Below are 18,380 nucleotides of genomic sequence, written 5' to 3' on the forward strand. Positions count from 1 at the left end.
CGCCGTGAACTCCGGCCGTGTGCGATGCGCTCGCGCAGCCGCCCGCCTCGGTGAGGCGAACCTTGAGCGCAGGGTCCCGTGTCGCGTCACCGGGGCCGTATGGACGTATGGACCGGCCCCGGTGACGTCGGGCGACAGCCCGGCTCAGGCCTTGCGGAGGCGGAAGGACAGGCCGAGGTCGGCGTCCTCGTGGACCGGCAGGTCCTCGTCCGGGGCGCCTTCCGCGATCCGGGAGGCGAGCACCTCGTCGGCCACGGCGCCGGCGGCTCCGCGCAGCGCCTCGGCCAGCTCACCCTCGGCCGACCACCACAGGTCGATGCGGTCGGTGATGGACAGCCCGGTCGACTTGCGGGCCTCCTGGACGAGCCGGATCACGTCGCGGACCAGACCCGCCCGGCGCAGTTCGTCGGTGATCGCCAGGTCCAGGGCCACGGTCTCGCCGGTGCCGGTGTCCACCGCGCCGGTCTCCACAGCCCAGCCCGACTTGGGCTGCTCGGTCACGATCACGTCGTCCGCGCCCAGCTCCACCGTGCCCAGCTCGCCGGCCTCGACCGTCGCGGTCCCGCCCGAGCGCAGGGCCCGGGCCAGCGCCGCGGGGTCGGCCGCCGACACGGCGGAGGCGACGAGCTTGGTCTGCGAGCCGAACCGCTTGCCGAGGCTGCGGAAGTTGGGCTTGACCGTGAACGTCACCAGGTCGGCGGAGAAGCCGGACAGGTCCTCCAGCCGCTGGACGTTGAGCTCGTCGGCGATCAGCTCGCGCAGCTCGCCGGGGAGCGCGGCCCAGCCGGGGGCGCCGACCAGCGCCCGGCCGAGCGGCTGGCGGGTCTTGACCGACGAGGACGCGCGGGCCGAACGGCCCAGCTCGACCAGGCGGCGCACCAGCGCCATCCGCTCCGACAGCTCGGGGTCGAGCAGCGCGGTGTTCACCTCGGGCCAGGCGGCCAGGTGCACCGAGGCCGGGGCGTCCGGGTCGCGCAGCACGTCCCACAGGTAGTCGGTGAGGAACGGCACGAGCGGGGCCATGAGACGGGTGACGGTCTCCAGGCACTCGTACAGCGTCGCGAAGGCCGACGCCTCACCGGACCAGAAGCGGCGGCGCGAGCGGCGGACGTACCAGTTGGACAGGTCGTCCAGGAACTCGGTGAGCCGCCGCCCGGCCCGGGCGGTGTCGAACTCCTCCATCGACGCGGTGACCTCGGCCACCGTGCGGTGCAGCTCCGCCAGCGCCCACCGGTCGATCAGCGGCCGCTCGGCGTACGCCGGGGCGTCGGCCATCCGGGCCGGCGACCACGACTCGGCGTTGGCGTAGAGCGCGAAGAACGACGCGGTGTTCCAGTAGGTCAGCAGGACCTTCCGGACGATCTCCTCCAGCGCGGCGTGGCCGATCCTGCGCGGGGCCCAGGGGGACCCGGAGGTGGCCATGTACCAGCGCAGGGCGTCGGCGCCGTGCTGGTCCATCAGCGGCATCGGCCGCAGCACGTTGCCCAGGTGCTTGCTCATCTTGCGGCCGTCCTCGGCGAGGATCAGGCCGAGGCAGAGCACGTTCTCGTACGACGACCGGCCGAACACCAGCGTGCCGACGGTCATCATCGAGTAGAACCAGCCACGGGTCTGGTCGATCGCCTCGCAGATGAACTGGCCGGGGAAGGAGCTCTCGAAGACCTCCTTGTTGACCAGCGGCGCGCCCCACTGGGCGAACGGCATGGCGCCCGAGTCGTACCAGACGTCGATCACGTCGGGCACGCGCCGGGCCTCCGCCTGACACGACGGGCAGGGGAAGGTCACGTCGTCGACGTACGGGCGGTGCGGGTCGAGTCCGGTCAGGTCGCGGCCCGCCAGCTCGCCCAGCTCCTCCAGCGAGCCGACGCAGGTGACGTGGTCCTCGTCCCGGGAGCAGACCCACAGCGGCAGCGGCGTGCCCCAGTAGCGGGACCGCGACAGCGCCCAGTCGACGTTGTTGCGGAGCCACTCGCCGTACCGGCCGTGCTTGATGGTCTCGGGGAACCAGTTGGTGCGCTCGTTCTCCGCGAGGAGCCGGTCCTTGATCTCCGTGGTCCTGATGTACCAGGACGGCAGCGCGTAGTAGAGGAGCGGGGTGTGGCAGCGCCAGCAGTGCGGGTAGCTGTGCTCGAAGTGCTCGCCGCGGAACAGCAGGCCGCGCTCGCGGAGGTTGTCCGTCAGCGGCTCGTCGGCGTCCTTGAAGAACAGGCCGCCGACGAACGGCACGTCCGGCAGGAAGCGACCGTCCGGGCCGATCGGGTTCACCACCGGCAGGCCGTAGCGCTTGCAGACCGTCATGTCGTCGGCGCCGAAGGCGGGGGCCTGGTGGACCAGGCCGGTGCCGTCCTCGACCGTGACGTACGTGCCGAGCACGACGTAGTGGGCGTCCTCGATGTCCACCAGGTCGAAGGGGCGCCGGTAGGCGGTGTGCTCCAGCTCGGAGCCCTTGTAGGTGGCCAGCACCTCGGCGTCCTCGCCGAGGACCCGCCGCAGCAGCGGCTCGGCCACCACGAGCACCTCGTCGCCGCGCCGGGCCGCGACGTACGTCACGTCGGGGTGCACGGCGACCGCGGTGTTGGACACCAGGGTCCAGGGCGTGGTGGTCCAGATCAGCAGCGAGGCGCCCAGCTCGGCCAGGGGGCCGGACACGACGGGCATCCGCACGTACACCGACGGGCTGGAGACGGTCTCGTAGCCGCCGGGCTGGCCGAGCTCGTGGTCGGACAGGCCCGTGCCGCAACGGGGGCAGTACGGCGTGATGCGGTGGTCGCGGAACAGCAGGCCCTTGTCCCAGACGACCTTGAGCGACCACCAGACGGCCTCGACGTACTGGGGGTCCATCGTGCGGTAGGCCTGGGACATGTCGACCCAGTAGCCCATCCGCTCGGTCATCTCCTCGAACGCGTCCACGTGCCGCAGCACCGACTCGCGGCAGCGCGCGTTGAACTCGGCGATGCCGTACGACTCGATCTCGGGCTTGCCGGACAGGCCGAGTTCCTTCTCGACGGCGACCTCGACGGGCAGGCCGTGGCAGTCCCAGCCGGCCTTGCGGGGGACGTGGTAGCCGCGCATCGACTTGTAGCGGGGGAAGACGTCCTTGAAGACGCGGGCTTCGACGTGGTGCACGCCGGGCATGCCGTTGGCGGTGGGCGGGCCCTCGTAGAACACCCAGGACGGGCCGCCGGCGTTCTGCTCCAGCGAGCGCTCGAAGACCTTCCCGTCCCGCCAGCGTTCGAGGACCTCGTGCTCGAGGGCCGGCAGGTCGACCTGCGCGGGAAGTGAGCGGAAATGGTGGGAAGACATCGTCGGGCGGAACCTCCACGCGGTGGCTGTGACAGCGCTGCTGACATGGCGTGAAGGGACGAAGCCGGGTGCGGCTCCGCGGTACCACCCTTCTTGACGCCCGGCCGGTGGCGGACGCCCTCTCGTTTTGTCTCCGCTGCCGGTTCTACTCGGCCGGGACGGCCTTTCCTCCGGCGGCTCCGGGGTGATCTTCCCTCCGTGGCCCGCCCCGGGCTCACACCGTCCCCGGGTCGCTGAGCGGGCGGATGCGGAGGTACTCGTCCCCATCAACGCCTTGCAGACTACGACGATAACGCAACCCGGCCGCGAGGGCTTCCCGATATACGGCCGGCGATCCGGGTGAGACCCGGCTCGTCGCGGGAATACGGGGGAGGACGCCGGTGGCACCACTCGCGACAAAGAGATCGAAATAGAGGGCGACGAGGAGGAGCTGGCTGAATGCGCCATCCGGGTACGGGTGGGGTAAAAGCCTCGGCGAGTCCGTTGCCGATCCGTTATCGGCGACTTATTCTGCCCGGACCGGCCCGATGTGCGCCCTGCCCCCGAGGGCAGGGGCTCGAAGGGTTCCTGGGCGAAGGGGAGGCCCGCAATGACGACGCGCACGGCGAGAACCGCCATCGGTGAGGACGTCTGGTCCGAGGAGGAGCTCGCCGAGGTCCGGGAGCGGCTGCGGCACGAGATCGAGGAGTTGCGCGCCGACATCGCCAGGGCGGAGGAACAGCTCGCGTCCGGTGACGTGAGCCAGGGCGCGGGGGACGATCCGGCCGATGCCGGGGCCAAGACGTATGAGCGTGAGCGTGAGATCGCCCTTACCCTGAATGCGCGCGACCTGCTCGCGCAGAACGAGCGGGCGATCGCCCGCGTCGAGGCAGGGACTTACGGAGAGTGCGAATCGTGCCACAAGCCGATCGGCAAGGAGCGCCTGAGGGCATTCCCGAGAGCGACGCTGTGCGTAGCGTGCAAGCAGCGGGAGGAGCGTCGCTGAGCGGCTCCGGCCCCGCGAGGCCCGACCGGGCGCGGAGGATCGCCCTCCTCGCCCTCCTGGCTTCGGTCGTCTACGTGCTCGACCAGGTCAGCAAGTTCCTGGTCGTGGAGTTCCTGGAGCACGAGGAGCCGCTCACCGTCGTTCCCGGCGCGCTGGTGCTGACCGTGATCCGCAACCCCGGCGCCGCCTTCAGCATCGGCACCGGCATGACGATCGTGTTCACGGTGATCGCACTGGCCGTGGTCGTCGCCATCGTGCGTACGGCGCGGCAGTTGCGCAGCCTGCCCTGGGCGATCACGCTCGGCCTGCTGCTGGGCGGCGCGGTCGGCAACCTGACCGACCGCGTCTTCCGGTCGCCGGCGCCGCTCCAGGGGCACGTGGTCGACTTCATCCAGGTGTTCCCCGTCACCCGGTTCCCGGTGTTCAACGTCGCCGACTCGGCCATCGTGTGCGGCGGCGTGCTCGCCGTGTTCCTCGCCTGGCGCGGCTACCAGATCGACGGCACCCGCCAGACGGACGAGCAGGCCGAGGACCGTGCCGACGAGCAGGCCGGCGAGCGGGCGGGGGAGCGGGCCGATGGGTGACCAGCGCAGTCTGCCCGTCCCGGACGGCCTGGAGGGCGAGCGTCTCGACGCCGCCCTGGCCCGGCTGTTCGGCTTCTCCCGCACCCGCGCGGCCGAACTGATCGCCTCGGGGGACGTGCTGGTCGACGGCGCCGTCCCGGCCAAGTCCGACCGCGTCCACGCCGGGGCCTGGCTGGACGTCACGATCCCGCCGCCGCCCGCGGCGCCGATGCCCGTGGCCGAGCCCGTCCCGGGCATGACGATCCTGCACGAGGACGACGACATCGTCGTCGTGAGCAAGCCGATCGGCGTCGCGGCGCACCCGACCGTCGGCTGGACCGGCCCCACCGTGATCGGCGGCCTGCTCGGCGCCGGCCACCGGGTGTCCACGAGCGGCGCGGCCGAGCGCCAGGGCATCGTCCACCGGCTCGACGCCAACACCACCGGCGTGATGGTCGTCGCCAAGAGCGAGCGGGCCTACGCCCACCTCAAGCGGGCGTTCAAGGAGCGCACGGTCGACAAGCGCTACCACGCGCTCGTCCAGGGGCACATGGACCCGCTGCGCGGCACCGTGGACGCGCCGATCGACCGGCATCCGTCGGGCGACGGGCGCTTCGCGGTGGTGGCCGGGGGCAAGGACTCGGTCACGCACTACGACACGATCGAGGCGTTCCGGGCGGCGTCGCTGCTCGACATCAAGCTGGAGACCGGCAGGACCCACCAGATCCGGGTCCACATGGCCGCGCTCCGGCATCCCTGCGTGGGCGACCTGCTGTACGGCGCCGATCCCACCCTCGCCGCCCGTCTCGGCGTGAGCCGGCAGTGGCTGCACGCCGTCTCGCTGTCGTTCGAGCACCCCGCGACGGGGGAGTGGATGACCTTCACGAGCGACTACCCCGCCGACCTGGCCCGCGCGCTGGAGATCCTCGCGGACGAGGGCTGACGGGGTCCGTCACGCCCCCCAGTCGTTCTCCGGCTGGGTGTAGCCGTCGGGGATGTCAGCGGTGTCCTCGTCCGTGGTGGCCGTGTGGCCCTCGCCTTTTCCCGGGCCTCCACTCTTGCCCTGGGTCGGCGCGACGGATCCGCCGCCCTTCCCGGACTTGGGTGTGGAGGGCTGCCCCTTGCCGGACCCGTTGCCGGGGTGGTTCGCCTGGCCGGAGCCCTTGTCGGGCTTGGACGCGGCTCCGTCGGGCTTTCCCTTGGGCTTCGCACCGCCGTTCCCGGCGGCGGAGTTCCCGGTGGGCCCGTTTCCGGGTCCACCGCGGTGGTCCGGGCGTTGCCCGCTCCCGGGGTTGGCCACCGGCTGGGTGGCCGCCTTCCGCTCCGCCCCGCTGCTCTCTGTCCGCCTGCCGCTCTTGGCGGCCTCGGGAGTCTTGGTCGTGAAGACCGTCACCGTGGGCGTGCTCACCACGGTGGTTCCCCGGGGGTCGGCCGGAGGCCGGGCGGTGGCGAACGCGACGGCGCCCGCCGCCAGGCCGACGAGCGCGACGAGGGCCCCCGAGCCCGCCGCCAGCGCCCACGGGCTGCGGCGTCCGTTCACCGGCACGTGAGCGGGGACCGGGGTCGGCGCCGGGGTGATCCCGGGGAGGGGCGCGGGCGTGGGCGCGGGAGTCGGCGCGGTGCCCTCGAACCCGGGCATCAGCCGGGCGAACCTGGGCGGCTGCCGCGGGCGCGGCACGACCGGGCCGGTCACCTGGCCGGTGGCCACGGCGTGCAGGTGCTGCGCGGCGTAGTCCGCGCTCATCCTGCGGTCCGGGTCCTTGACCAGCAGACCCTCGATGACCGGCGCGAGCGGGCCGGCGTTGTGCATCGGGCCGGCCTCCTCGTACATGACCGCGGCCAGCGTCGCCAGCGCATGGCCGCGGTTGAACGGCGAGCGCCCCTCGACCGCCAGGAACAGCGTCACCCCGAGCGACCACAGGTCCGACGCCCGCTGCGCCTGCCGGCCCGCGGCCCGCTCCGGGGCGATGAACGCCGGGGTGCCGATCAGCATGCCGGTGCGGGTGACGGGCGAGTCGTCCTCCATCGCGGCGATGCCGAAGTCCGTCAGCACGACTCTGCCGTCGTCGGCGAGCAGCACGTTGTCGGGCTTGACGTCCCGGTGCAGCACCCCGTTGGCGTGGGCGACGCGCAGCGCGGCCAGCACCTGCGACCCGATCTCCGCCACCCGCCGGGGCGGCAGGGGGCCCTCGTCGCGGATGACCGACCCCAGCGTCCGGGACGGGATAAGTTCGAGGACGATCCAGGGGTAGCCGTTCTCCTCGAAGGCGTCGTACACTGCCGCGACGCTCGGATGGCTCAGCCGCCCGGCGGCTCTGGCCTCGCGGAAGGTCCTGATGGTGAAGACCTCCCGCTCCGGGCCGGTGAGCTCGGCCGACGCGAGCAGCTCCTTGACGGCGACCTCACGTTCGAGCACCTGGTCGACGGCTCGCCACACGGTGCCCATGCCGCCCCGCCCCAGCGGCTCGATCAGGCGATAGCGTCCTGCCACGACACGTTCGGAGGTCTGCGCTTCAGCCATGATTGTCGCGCTACCCCACTTGGGCGAACGCATGCGACATCATTGCTCTTCAGGGGCGAAATCGCCCTTGACCTGCGGATCTTAACCGAATCGTTATTTCGGCCTGAAGGTGCGCTCGAAGACGCGGAAATAGGACAAACCGGAAGTCCATCGGGAGTCGGCGACCTGCCAGTAGAGGGCGACGCAGCGGCCGTCGTCGAGCCGGAAGGCGCGGTCGAGCACCCGTACCCGGCCGGCGTCGGTCCTGTGCGTGAACTCCCAGTCCGCGGCGGGCACACCGAGGTATTCCGTGGACGTGACGCCGATGCGCTCGTAGTCGCGCAGGTACCCCTTCTTGGTCGAGGCCGACTCCACCGTGCGCACCGCGGCCATCGGGTCGTCGGTCTCCCACGGGGTCAGGTCCACCTGCAGGTAGTCGCGCCCGCTCGGGTGGTGGAAGCGCACCCGGGTGGCCTCCCTGAGGTACGGGACCCAGCCGGAGGGCAGGGCGATCGAGAAGCCGAGCCGGTCGTGGTGAACCTTCCAACCGGCGGGCAGTGTGGCGGCCGTCGGCGTGGGGGATTTCGGGGACGGCTCCGCGGAGGGCTCATCCGACGGTGTCTCCGACTGCCGGGGGTCCTCGGCGGGCTCGGCGTCGTCGCCGGAGGCGGAGTCCGCGGTGGAGTCTGAGGTGGAGTCCGCGGTGGAGTCCGAGGTGGAATCCGGGCCAGAGGTGGGGCGGTAGCCCGTCGGCGTGAGGTCCTCGGCCGCGGTCCCGCCGCCGTTCAGCTTGCTGTAGCCGTACCAGCCGCCCGCGGCGAGGGCCACGAGCAGCAGCGGTAACAGGACGAGCAGGGTCACTCTGAGAGCGGAGCCGCGCCTCGCAGGGCGCGCGCCCGGTGCGGTGTGCGCGCCGTACGGATGGGCGCCGTACGGCGGAGGGGCGCCGGTCGGCGCGCCGTTCCAGGGGCCGGACTGCCCCGGGTGGCCCGGCGTGGACGGCGAACTGTTCCAGGGGCCGCCGTAGGGCTGCCCGGTCGGCGCGCCGTTCCAGGGGCCGGGCTCGGGCCCCGGTCCCGCGGGGACGGCCTCCTGCCCGGCCGACAGGGCCGCGTTGAGCAGGGCGGCGGCCTCGGCCGCGCCGATGCGCCGGGCCGGGTCCTTGCGCAGCAGGCCCTCGAGCGCCGGCGTCAGGGCGCCCGCCCGCAGGGGCGGGGCCGGGTCGTCGTGCAGGATGGCCGCCATCGTGGCCACGGGGGAGTTGCGGTCGAACGGGGTCCTGCCCTCGACCGCCGCGTACAGCGTGGCGCCGAGGGACCACAGGTCGGACTCGGGGGTCGCGGGGTGGCCGTTCAGCCGCTCCGGCGGCATGAACGCGGGGGTGCCGGTGATGCCGCCGGTCATGGTCAGCCCGGCCTCCTCCGGCATCGTCGCGATGCCGAAGTCGGTCAGCACCACCCGGGTCTCCCCGTTGAGCAGCACGTTCTCCGGCTTGACGTCCCGGTGCAGCACGCCCGCGGCGTGCGCGGTGCACAGCGCGTCGAGCACCTGCAGGCCGATCGCGGCGACCCGGGCGGGTGGGAGCGGGCCCTGGTCGCGCAGCACCTGGCCCAGCGACCGCGACTGCACCAGCTGCATCACGATCCAGGGGCGGCCGTCCTCCTCGATCACGTCGTGGACGACGACGACGTTCGGGTGGTCGATGCGGCCGGCCGCCCGCGCCTCGCGGATGGTGCGCCGGTTGAAGGTCTGCCTGTCCTCTTCCGAGGTGGGGTGGTAGAGCACCTCTTTCACGGCCACCGTACGGTCGAGCAGGTCGTCGTGGGCACGCCAGACGACGCCCATGCCCCCGCGGCCGATCGGTTCGAGCAGGTGGTACCTGCCCGCCACCCGACGCTCCTCGTCCACCCTGTCCTCCTCCAAATCTTCTGAATGGTCCCACAGGCCGGAGCGTGGCCGTCCGCCCCGAACCCGGCGAGACCGGAAGAAGTGCGCGGTGAACGACGGGCGAACCCGATGCCCACTTGTTATCGGACGTTATATAAGGAGGATTCGGTCAGGTGGTGGCGCGACGACATGCGGAAACGTGACTGCTCACACTTTCCGTCGCGCTGCGGTTATATTTCGCGCCTCTTGTCCGGTTTATTCCCTCCTAATACTGTCCGCAGTGACTTTGTCGTTTCCCGGACGGGGTGCTCCCCCGAGACATCCCCGTCCCCCGCCTGGAGGCGAGATGCGGTTACGCACGACCTTGTGCGGAAGATCCCCCTACGGCATCGCGCTCGGCGCCGCGGTCCTGGTGTCGGCCGCGCTCACGCTGACGCCGGCGTCCCCCGCGCAGGCCGGCCCGGCCGGTAAGGCACCCGCGCGGTGCAGTACCGACCCGGACGCCCACCTGGCCGGAGTGCCCGATCCGGCGCAGTTCTTCGGTTTCCCGCTGGGCAAGGGGCAGCCCCGGGTGCTCACGACCGAAGAGATCAAGAAGTACGTGGACGCCGTGGCAGGCGCCTCGGACCGCGTGGTCACGGGCACGGTGGCGCACAGCGTCACCGGCCAGGAGCTGCCGTACGCCATCGTGTCCGACTCCCGCAACATGGTCCCGGGTCAGCTCAAGAAGATCGCGGACCGGATCCGCTCGCTGCGCGACCCGAGGTCGCTGAAGGCGGACAAGGCGGCGCGCATCGCCGCCGACTCGCCCGCCATCGTGTGGATCGCCGGGAACGTCCACGGCGGCGAGAAGAGCGGCGCCGACGCCGCCCTCAAGACGCTGTACGAGCTGGCCGGCGGCCTGTCCTGCGACGTCGCCAAGCGCAACGACAACCTGGTCACGGTCATCATGCCGACCCAGAACCCGGACGGCCGCGACGCGAGCCGCAGGACGAACGAGTACGGCTTCGACCTCAACCGGGACTGGTTCGCCCGCACCCAGCCGGAGACCGACGGCAAGATCGAGATGCTCCGGCGGTTCCCGCCGCAGGTCTTCGTCGACGCGCACGAGATGGGCGGACGGCAGTACTTCTTCCCGCCCAACGCCGACCCGATCCACCACGAGATCCCCGACCAGCCGGTGGACTGGATCAACCGCATCGGCGCGGCGAACGCCGCGGGATTCGGCTACAACGGCGCATGCGGCGGCGCGGTCACCACCGAGTGCTACTTCAACTACGCGACCTACGACCTGTTCTACATGGGCTACGGCGACAGCGTCCCGGCCGCCGGTTTCGGCGCCGCCGGGATGACGTTCGAGAAGGGCAGCTCGTCGGCGGTCGAGGACCGGGTGCAGCAGCAGTTCAACACCCAGTGGGCGACGACCGGCTGGGCCGCCGACAACCGGCGCGAGATCCTGGACGGCTACTACTCGATCTGGCGCACCGCGCTCGCCGAGGGGGCCGCGGGCGCCCTGGAGCCGAACGAGGTCGTCCAGCCGTCCAACACGGTCCGGTTCCCGGTGCCCGACGTGACGGTCCGGTCCTACTTCCTGCTGCCCGACCGGCAGCTCGGCGACGTGCGCCGGCTGGTCGAGCGGCTGCGCCGCATGGACGTCGAGGTCTACCGGGTGCGCAAGCCCGTGAAGGTGCCCTCCGCGCGGGTCTTCGGCGGCCGGACCGCCGCCGACGTGACGGTCCCCGAGGGGGCCTACTGGATTCCGATGGACCAGCCGCAGAAGCACTGGATCCAGGCGGTCATGGGAGAGGACCCCTACGTTCCGTTCCCCTACTTTTACGACGTCTCCTCGTGGAGCAACCCCCTGCTCGCGGGCGTGAACGCCATGTCCACCGGCGACGCGCTGTCGCCGAAGGCCGACCTCGTCAAGGACGTCGACGGCGGCGTGGCCTCCGCCGCGCCACGGGGCGGGTCGTACTCCTACCCGATGGACTCGGCCGCCGCCGCCGAACTGACCTTCCGGCTGCTCGGCGCGGGCGTGCCGCTCACGCGTGACGCCGGTAGCGGAGTCGTCGGCCTGCCCGCCGCGGCGATGAACCGCGGCGAGCTGGACAAGCTCGCCCGCTCGCTGGGCGTGACGGTCGAGGGCCGCGCCGCCCCGGCCTCCGGCGCCGCGCTGCGCACGCCCGACGTCGGCCTGTTCGCCGGCACCGGCGTCTCCACCGCCTCCGGGTCGTACGGCGAGGCCCGCTACGTGCTCGGCGACCGCTGGGGCCTCGACCTCAAGCCGGTGACCACGGCCGACGTCAACGGCAACACCCCGGCCTTCACCGAGCGGACCGTCCTGCTCGTCCCGGACGGCAGCAGCTCCAACGGCGGGCTGACCGCGCAGGGCCTGGCCAACCTCAGGCAGTGGGTGGCCGCGGGCGGCACGTACGTCGGGCTGCGCAACGAGGGCACCCGGGTCGCCAGGTCCGCCGGCCTCACCTCCACGACCGAGAAGGCCAAGCCGACCGGCTACCAGGTCATCGGCTCGCACTTCCGGGTGGACGTGACCCAGGGCAGCCCGGTGTCACTCGGCCGGCCGGCGGAGGACTTCCAGTTCAACAACGGCGACCCGATCCTCAGCCCCAGCCAGACCGGGGTGAACGTGCTCACCTACCCCTCCGACGACACGTTCTGGTCCAACGGCTACACGGTGGGCGCCGAGGCGCTCAAGGGCACCGTCTCCCTGGTCGACGAGCCGACCGGCGCCGGACACGCCGTGCTGTTCGCCTACAACCCGCTGTTCAGGGCGTACAACGAGAACGGCATCCACCTGCTCGCCAACGCGCTGCTGTATCCGGCGGGCGCGCCGCAGACGTCGCCGCAGGCCAAGCAGCGCACCGCCCCGGTCCCGGACCCGCTGCGCGTCGCCGCGGCGGCGGCGGAGGAGCCGCCGAACCTCGGCGGGGAGTGGCGGCCGATCGTCATCCAGGTGGCCGACGCCGACCTCGCACGCACCCGCGCGGTCGTCGAGCGCTACACGGACACGGCGCTGACCGCGTCCGCGGACGGCTCGTCCTACGTCACGATCCCGAACCCCGACGGCCTGTCCGCCGACGAGCACCCGTTCGTCCGCGACCTGGTCCGCGACCTCGGTGCGGCGGGCATCCCGCTCCGCTCCGTCGTCGCCTGACCCCCGCCCGACTCCATTGAAAGGAACTCACATGCCATCGTCCCGTTCGCGCCGGGCGGCGCGGATCGGCGGCGCCGCGCTCGCGGCCGCGCTGCTCACCGCGACCCAGGCGACCACGGCGCTCGCGGCGCCCGGGAACCCCGGGGAGCCGCGCTACTCCGCGGGCGCCCCCTCGCTCGGCGACCCGTACTTCCCGGACCAGGGCAACGGCGGCTACGACGTGCGGCACTACGACGTCACGTTCTCCTACGACCCCGCCACCAAGGTCATGGACGCCACGACGGTGATCACCGCGGTCGCCACCCAGGACCTCGACCAGTTCGACCTGGACTTCCGCGGCCCGGAGATCACGTCGCTGAAGGTCGGCAAGCACCCGGCCGGCTACCGGCGGGACGGGCAGGAGCTCGTCGTCACCCCGCGGCCGAAGCTCAAGACCGGGGAGACCTTCACGGTCACGGTGACGTACGCCGGGACGCCGCCGGTCGTCACCGATCCGGACGGCTCGATCGAGGGCTGGGTGCCGACCGACGACGGCGTCTTCGTGCCGGGCGAGCCGCAGGGCGCGCCGGCGTGGCTGCCCTCCAACGACAGTCCCGCCGACAAGGCGACGTTCACCTTCCGGGCGACGGTCCCCGAGGGCGTCACGGTGGTCGGCAACGGCCGCCTGGTGTCCAGGACGACCGCGAACGGCAGGACGACGTTCGTGTGGGACTCGGCCGAGCCGATGGCGACCTATCTCGCCACGGTGACCCTGGGGAACTTCGTCGTGACCGAGACGACCACGCCGAGCGGCATCCCGGTCTACACGGCCGTGGACCCGCGCCTGGTGACCCAGTCGGCCGCGGCCGTCGCCCGGATTCCCGACATCCTTGAGTACTTCTCCTCGATCTTCGGGCCGTACCCCTTCAACCAGGCGGGCGCCATCATCGACCGCGCGCCGGACGTCGGCTACGCCCTGGAGAGCCAGACCAAGCCGATCTTCTCCAGCGCGCCCGGCGTCGGCACGATGGCGCACGAGCTCGCGCACCAGTGGTACGGCGACAGCGTGAGCGTCGGCAAGTGGTCCGACATCTGGCTGAACGAGGGCTTCGCGACGTACGCGACCTGGCTGTGGACCGAGCACAGCGGGGGCGCCACCGCCCAGCAGACGTTCAACAGCGCGAGCAACTACGGCCGGGCGGCGACCTCGTCGTTCTGGCAGGTCGTCACGGCCGACCCCGGCCCCGAGGACATGTTCGGCAACGTGCCGTACAACCGGGGCGCGATGACGCTGCACGCGCTGCGCGGCAAGATCGGCGACGCCGCGTTCTTCACGCTGATCAAGGACTGGGCCGCCGAGCACCGGTACGGCAACACGAGCACCGCCGACTTCGTCGCGGCGGCGGAGAAGGTCTCGGGCATGGACCTGAAGGCGTTCTTCGACGTGTGGCTGTTCCAGAAGGGCAAGCCCGCCTCCTGGTGACCCCTCACCGGCGGCTCCCGTCCGCGGGAGCCGCCGGTCACGCGCGCAGGTGCAGGGCGAGCTGAATGCGGTCGCGCAGGCCCAGCTTGCGCAGCACGCTGGACACGTGGTTCTTGACGGTCCCCTCGGTGATGAACAGCCGCGCCGCGATCTCCCTGTTGGCGGCCCCGGCGGCGACCATCCGCGCCACCTCCACCTCGCGGGCGGACAGCAGCTCCTGCCCGCGGAAGGCGACCGGGCTCACCGGCAGGTGCCGCAGCTCGGCGACCAGGCGGGCCGCCACCGGGCTGCCCAGCACGGTCTCCCCGCGGCTCACCCGGTGCACGGCCGCGACCAGCTCCTCCGGCGAGCAGTCCTTCAGCAGGTAGCCGGTCGCGCCGCCGCGCAGTGCGCCGAAGATGTACTCGTCCTCGTCGAACGTGCTGAGCACGACGACCGCCACCTCCGGGTGCTCGGCGGCCAGGCGGCCGATCAGCTCCACGCCGTTCATGCCCGGCATGCGCATGTCCACCAGCGCGACGTGCGGGCGGCGTTCGGCGACCACCCGCAGCGCCTCGTGCCCGTCGGCCGCCTCGCCCACGACCTCGATGCCGTCCTCGACCTCGAGCAGCTTGCGCAGCCCCTCGCGCAGCAGCGCCTGGTCGTCCACCAGCACGACCCTGACCGGCGTCATGCCCGCACCTCCGACAACGGCAGCTCCGCGCGCAACTCGAACCCGCCGCCCGGCCGGTTGGCGCCGGCCAGCGTGCCGCCCAGGGCCCTGGCCCGCTCCGCCAGCGACGTCAGCCCGAAACCGCCGGCGGGCCGGTCGTCCCTGCCCTTCCCGTCGTCGCTGACCATGAGCACGACGCGGTCGTCGCCGAAGGCGAGCGTGCCGCGCACGTGCTCCGCCTTCGCGTGCCGCAGCGCGTTGGTGAGCCCCTCCTGCAGCACCCGGTAGAGGACGAGCTCGGTGTCGGGCTCCAGCCGCCGCTCCTCGCCCCGCACCTCGAAGCTCACGCTGATCCCGGTGCCGTCGAACGACGCCGCGAGCCGTTCGAGCGCGGCGCTGCCGACGCGGCCGTCCAGCGCGAGCGGCCGCAGCGCGCGCACCCAGCGCCGCGCGTCGGTCAGCGCCTCCACGGTGAGCTCCTTGGCCTGGCGGACCTCCCCCCAGGCGGCCTCGGGGCGTCGCTCGCGGAATCGCTCGGCGTTCTCCAGGCCCATCTTGATGACCGTGAGGTGGTGGCCGACCGAGTCGTGCATCTCCGCCGCCATCCGCGCCCGTTCCTCGGCGACGGCCAGCTCCCTGATGCGTTCCAGCAACCCCTGGGCCTCCTCGCGCCTGCGCCGCGCCTCCAGCGTGGACGCCGCCATGCCGAGGCCGACCGCCGCGAACACCGCCATCGTGGCGGCCTGGGCGAAACCTTCGGTGACCGTTCTGCCCTCGAGCAGGGGCACGACCGCGCACAGGGCCGTGACGCAGGACAGGAGAGCGGTCGCGACGCGCATGCCGTACACGAAGGCGAGGTTGGCCATCGCGATGAGGACCAGGGGCATGTGCGTCTCCACGGACCCCGTGACCCCCAGCGCGAGCGTCGCCGCCAGGAACAGCGGCGCCACCCAGCGGCGGCGCGCCGCCCGCTGCCACGGCAGCGCCGGCCAGAGCGCCGCGACCAGCACGACGTTGGCGGCGAACAGCACGTACTCCGGCATGCCGCTGCCCCGGCCGGTCGCGACCGCCTCCGCGAGGCCGATGGTCAGCAGGGCCGTCATCGCCCAGAACGCGACGTTCAACAGGGACGGCCGGTCGGCGTCCCGCAACCAGTCGAAACGCGCCATGACCCGACCCTAGATCTCCGCGACGCGGATGTGACCGGCCGCCGGGAAATCCATGACCGTGGTCATGGCCGCGTCCCAGGCGCCGCCGGACGCGCGGGGCGGTTCCTAGAAGATGGGCTCCGGCTGGGGGACGACGGCGCCCCGGACGGCGTCGCAGTCCCGGCGGAGCACGGCGACGTGGAGTTCGCGCAGCTCGGCCGATGGGTCGAGGCCGAGCCGGTCGCCGAGCACGGCCGTGGCGCGTCCCCAGGCGGAGATCGCCCCGGCCACATCCCCGCCCAGGTAGTAGGCGCGCATGAGGTGCGCCCAGCTGGTCTCCCGGAAGGGGGCGTCGCCCAGCACCTCCAGGATCTCGGGGATGAGATCGGTCGTGTGGCCCAGGCCCAGGCGGGCCTCCACCAGGCGCTCGCGCACCGTCAGGTGCAGCTCGGCGAAGGCGGTGAACCGCGACCGCAGCAGTTCCGAGGCGGTGCAGTCCTGCCCGATCGGCCCCTGCCACAGATCGAGGGCCGCGCCGAGCGCCTCCTCGGCCGCGCCGGGTCGCCGGGCGCGCAGCCGGGCGAAGCCCTCCATGGCGAGCCGCCTGAACATGACCGCGTCCACCTCCTCGGGCACGGCGAGCAGCCGGTAGCCGCCCTCGCCGCCGCCTCCCCGGAGAGTGACCAGGCGGTCGCGCAGCCCGAGGACCGCCAGCCGGGTACGCAGCCGGGCGACGTGCAGTCTCAGGTTCTTGCGGGCCGAGCCGGGCGGGTCCTCCCACAGGCATCTCATCAGTTGCTCCACAGGGACCGAGCGTCCCTCTTCGAGCAGCAGCGCGGCGAGCAGCCCCCTCACCGGGGCCGATCCGATGGCCAGGGACGCGTCGTCGTCGCCGACCTGAACACGTCCCAGCAGGCGGAAAAGCATGTCGTGGCCTTTCTCGGGCACTCGATTCTGCGGCCTCAGGAAGGGGGCCGGAACATCGCGCGGCGAAGTGGAAGGGCCGGGACGGCCGGCGCGCGTCGCTCCCAGCGCGTCCACGTTGACGGGCCTGGCCGTTGTTCTCATCCTGCCCGATGTACGAGACGGGCGAGGATAGCCAGTTGTCCGGCATTAACAGTCTTTAGTGGACAGGTGCGCGCGCCGCGTCAGCAGGGGCAGGGCACCGTGTGGTCCAGGCAGCGGGTGATCCTCGCGAGTGTGCGGGACAGCACCGCCTCGGACAGGTGGTTGTGGCTGACCAGAAAACCGTTCCGGGGCCGTACCAGGCCGCTCCACTCGTACCGCGCGGTGGTCGGCGTCACGATCCCCCGCCGTTCGAGCGTCAGGGCGATCCGGCCGGCGGGCAGGCCGGGACGCAGCTCGACGTGCACGTGCGACCCCGAGCGGGTGCCGTTCAGCCGCTCCACGGCCGGGTGGTCCGCCAGGGCCTCCACCACGAGCTGCCGCTTGGCCTGGTACGCGTGACGCAGCCGGTCGACGCGGGCCCGGGTCTCGGCCGAACCGAGCATCTCGGCCACGGCGCGCTGCGCCACCGCGACCGTGCCCGACTGACGCAGCGACAGGTGCTCGGCCAGCTGCCGCAGCCGGCGCCCGCGGGCGAGGATGTAGCCGGTGCACACCACGTCCGGGAGCAGCCGGCACAGGCAGCCCACGTAGACGACGTCGTCGGTGCGGTCCCGGCTCAGGTCCCACAGCGACTGCGGCCGGATCGCCTCGGTGAAGTCGTGGTCCCGGTCGTCCTCCACGATCAGCGCGCCACGGGTGACGGCCAGCTCGACCAGTGCGCGCCGCCGTGACAGGGACAGCTCCACCCCCAGCGGCATCTGATGGGAGGGGCGCACCACGACCGCCCCCACGCCGCGGGGGACGGCGTCCACCAGCGCTCCCTCGGCGTCCACCGGCACGGGCACGGTGACGACGTCGTGCTGGCGCAGCAGCCGGATCACCGTGGGCAGGCAGGGGTCCTCGACCGCCGCGACGGTGCCCGGCTGCATCGCGACCGCCGCCACCAGGTCCAGCGACTGGCGGGCCCCGGTGGTGATCAGCACGTTCCCCGGATCGGCGTCCAGGCCGCGTACCGCCCGCAGGTGCGCGGCCACCGCGCGGCGCAGCACCTCCTCGCCGGGCCCCTCCACCATGTCGGGGATCCGGTGCGCCGCCCGGCGCCACGCGGCCCGCCACACCGGCACCGGGAAGTCCTCCCCGGACGGCTGGTCGGGGGACAGGTCGACGAGCGTCCCGTGGGCCCGGTCCGCGGGCGGCTTCCCCCGATGCGGCTCCCCGGTGGCCTTCTCCGGCCGGGCCCGCCTGACGTAGGTCCCCGACCTACGCCTGCTCTCGATCAGGTCCTCGGCTTCGAGAGTGCGGTAGGCCTCCTGCACCACCGGCCGGGACACCCGCAGCAGCTCGGCGAGGGTCCGGCTGGACGGCAGGCGCGTGTCCGGCGGCAGGCGGCCGTCCTGGACGGCCTGCCTCAGCTGCCTGGCCAATTGGGCCGCCATCGACTCGGCAGAACCGCGTGCCAGCTCGACATAGATCGACAGAGTCGTCGACGTCCGCATCATGCCCCTTCGCCCGTCCTGCATCGTGTACCAGGGGAAGGCAATCTCAGACGACTTTCAGTTGGCTTACAGAAGCGTTGCAAAACGCGGCGGGCCTTGAACGCGCGGACGCTCGGGAGCGGCCCCCGCACCGGGCTTGAA

Annotated in this window: 12 protein-coding genes; 5 read left to right on the top strand and 7 right to left on the bottom strand. The window is 72.4% G+C overall.

Annotation, left to right across the window (positions count from 1 at the left end):
* Positions 1 to 144 precede the first annotated feature (144 nt).
* Positions 145 to 3,303, bottom strand: coding sequence for an isoleucine--tRNA ligase (gene ileS / locus AAH991_RS26065; protein WP_346228534.1), 3,159 nt, complete (start codon positions 3,301 to 3,303; stop codon positions 145 to 147).
* Positions 3,304 to 3,892: 589 nt separating this feature from the next.
* Here ileS and AAH991_RS26070 point away from each other — a divergent pair.
* Genes AAH991_RS26070 through AAH991_RS26080 form a run of 3 tightly spaced genes read left to right on the top strand, consistent with a single transcriptional unit; the run spans position 3,893 to position 5,794 of the window.
* A complete protein-coding gene (locus tag AAH991_RS26070; protein WP_169978451.1) occupies positions 3,893 to 4,288 on the top strand; it encodes a TraR/DksA family transcriptional regulator in 396 nt (131 codons plus the stop codon).
* Positions 4,261 to 4,872, top strand: a complete 612-nt coding sequence (gene lspA, locus AAH991_RS26075) for a signal peptidase II (RefSeq protein WP_346228535.1) — start codon at positions 4,261 to 4,263, stop codon at positions 4,870 to 4,872. The genes AAH991_RS26070 and lspA overlap by 28 nt, the downstream gene beginning before the upstream one ends.
* On the top strand, positions 4,865 to 5,794 hold the full coding sequence (locus AAH991_RS26080; RefSeq protein WP_346228536.1) for an RluA family pseudouridine synthase: 930 nt from the start codon (positions 4,865 to 4,867) through the stop codon (positions 5,792 to 5,794). The genes lspA and AAH991_RS26080 overlap by 8 nt, the downstream gene beginning before the upstream one ends.
* 9 nt (positions 5,795 to 5,803) lie before the next feature.
* Here AAH991_RS26080 and AAH991_RS26085 read toward each other — a convergent pair whose 3' ends face one another.
* Both AAH991_RS26085 and AAH991_RS26090 read right to left on the bottom strand, forming a co-directional pair.
* Positions 5,804 to 7,372, bottom strand: a complete 1,569-nt coding sequence (locus tag AAH991_RS26085) for a serine/threonine-protein kinase (RefSeq protein WP_346228537.1) — start codon at positions 7,370 to 7,372, stop codon at positions 5,804 to 5,806.
* A 93-nt stretch (positions 7,373 to 7,465) separates the two neighbouring features.
* A complete protein-coding gene (locus AAH991_RS26090) occupies positions 7,466 to 9,259 on the bottom strand; it encodes a serine/threonine-protein kinase (RefSeq protein WP_346228538.1) in 1,794 nt (597 codons plus the stop codon).
* 325 nt (positions 9,260 to 9,584) lie between these two features.
* Here AAH991_RS26090 and AAH991_RS26095 point away from each other — a divergent pair, with 325 nt between their 5' ends.
* Entirely contained in the window at positions 9,585 to 12,413 is a 2,829-nt protein-coding gene (locus AAH991_RS26095) for a M14 family zinc carboxypeptidase (protein WP_346228539.1), read from the top strand.
* 31 nt (positions 12,414 to 12,444) lie between these two features.
* Complete coding sequence (locus tag AAH991_RS26100) at positions 12,445 to 13,875, top strand: M1 family metallopeptidase (RefSeq protein WP_346228540.1); 1,431 nt, start codon at positions 12,445 to 12,447, stop codon at positions 13,873 to 13,875.
* Between the two features lie 37 nt (positions 13,876 to 13,912).
* On the opposite strand, the gene AAH991_RS26105 is transcribed toward AAH991_RS26100, so the two are convergent.
* From AAH991_RS26105 to AAH991_RS26120, 4 genes are all read right to left on the bottom strand, one after another.
* Positions 13,913 to 14,548, bottom strand: a complete 636-nt coding sequence (locus tag AAH991_RS26105) for a response regulator (RefSeq protein ID WP_346228541.1) — start codon at positions 14,546 to 14,548, stop codon at positions 13,913 to 13,915.
* On the bottom strand, positions 14,545 to 15,696 hold the full coding sequence (locus tag AAH991_RS26110) for a sensor histidine kinase (RefSeq protein WP_346228542.1): 1,152 nt from the start codon (positions 15,694 to 15,696) through the stop codon (positions 14,545 to 14,547). The genes AAH991_RS26105 and AAH991_RS26110 overlap by 4 nt, the downstream gene beginning before the upstream one ends.
* Positions 15,697 to 15,801: 105 nt before the next feature.
* Positions 15,802 to 16,602: an AfsR/SARP family transcriptional regulator gene (locus tag AAH991_RS26115; protein ID WP_346228543.1), complete on the bottom strand. Its 801-nt coding sequence runs from the start codon at positions 16,600 to 16,602 to the stop codon at positions 15,802 to 15,804.
* 221 nt (positions 16,603 to 16,823) lie between these two features.
* Entirely contained in the window at positions 16,824 to 18,167 is a 1,344-nt protein-coding gene (locus tag AAH991_RS26120) for an aminotransferase-like domain-containing protein (protein ID WP_346228544.1), read from the bottom strand.
* Positions 18,168 to 18,380 lie beyond the last annotated feature (213 nt).

The organism is Microbispora sp. ZYX-F-249 (assembly GCF_039649665.1).
In the GTDB taxonomy this organism is placed as follows: Bacteria; Actinomycetota; Actinomycetes; order Streptosporangiales; family Streptosporangiaceae; genus Microbispora; species Microbispora maris.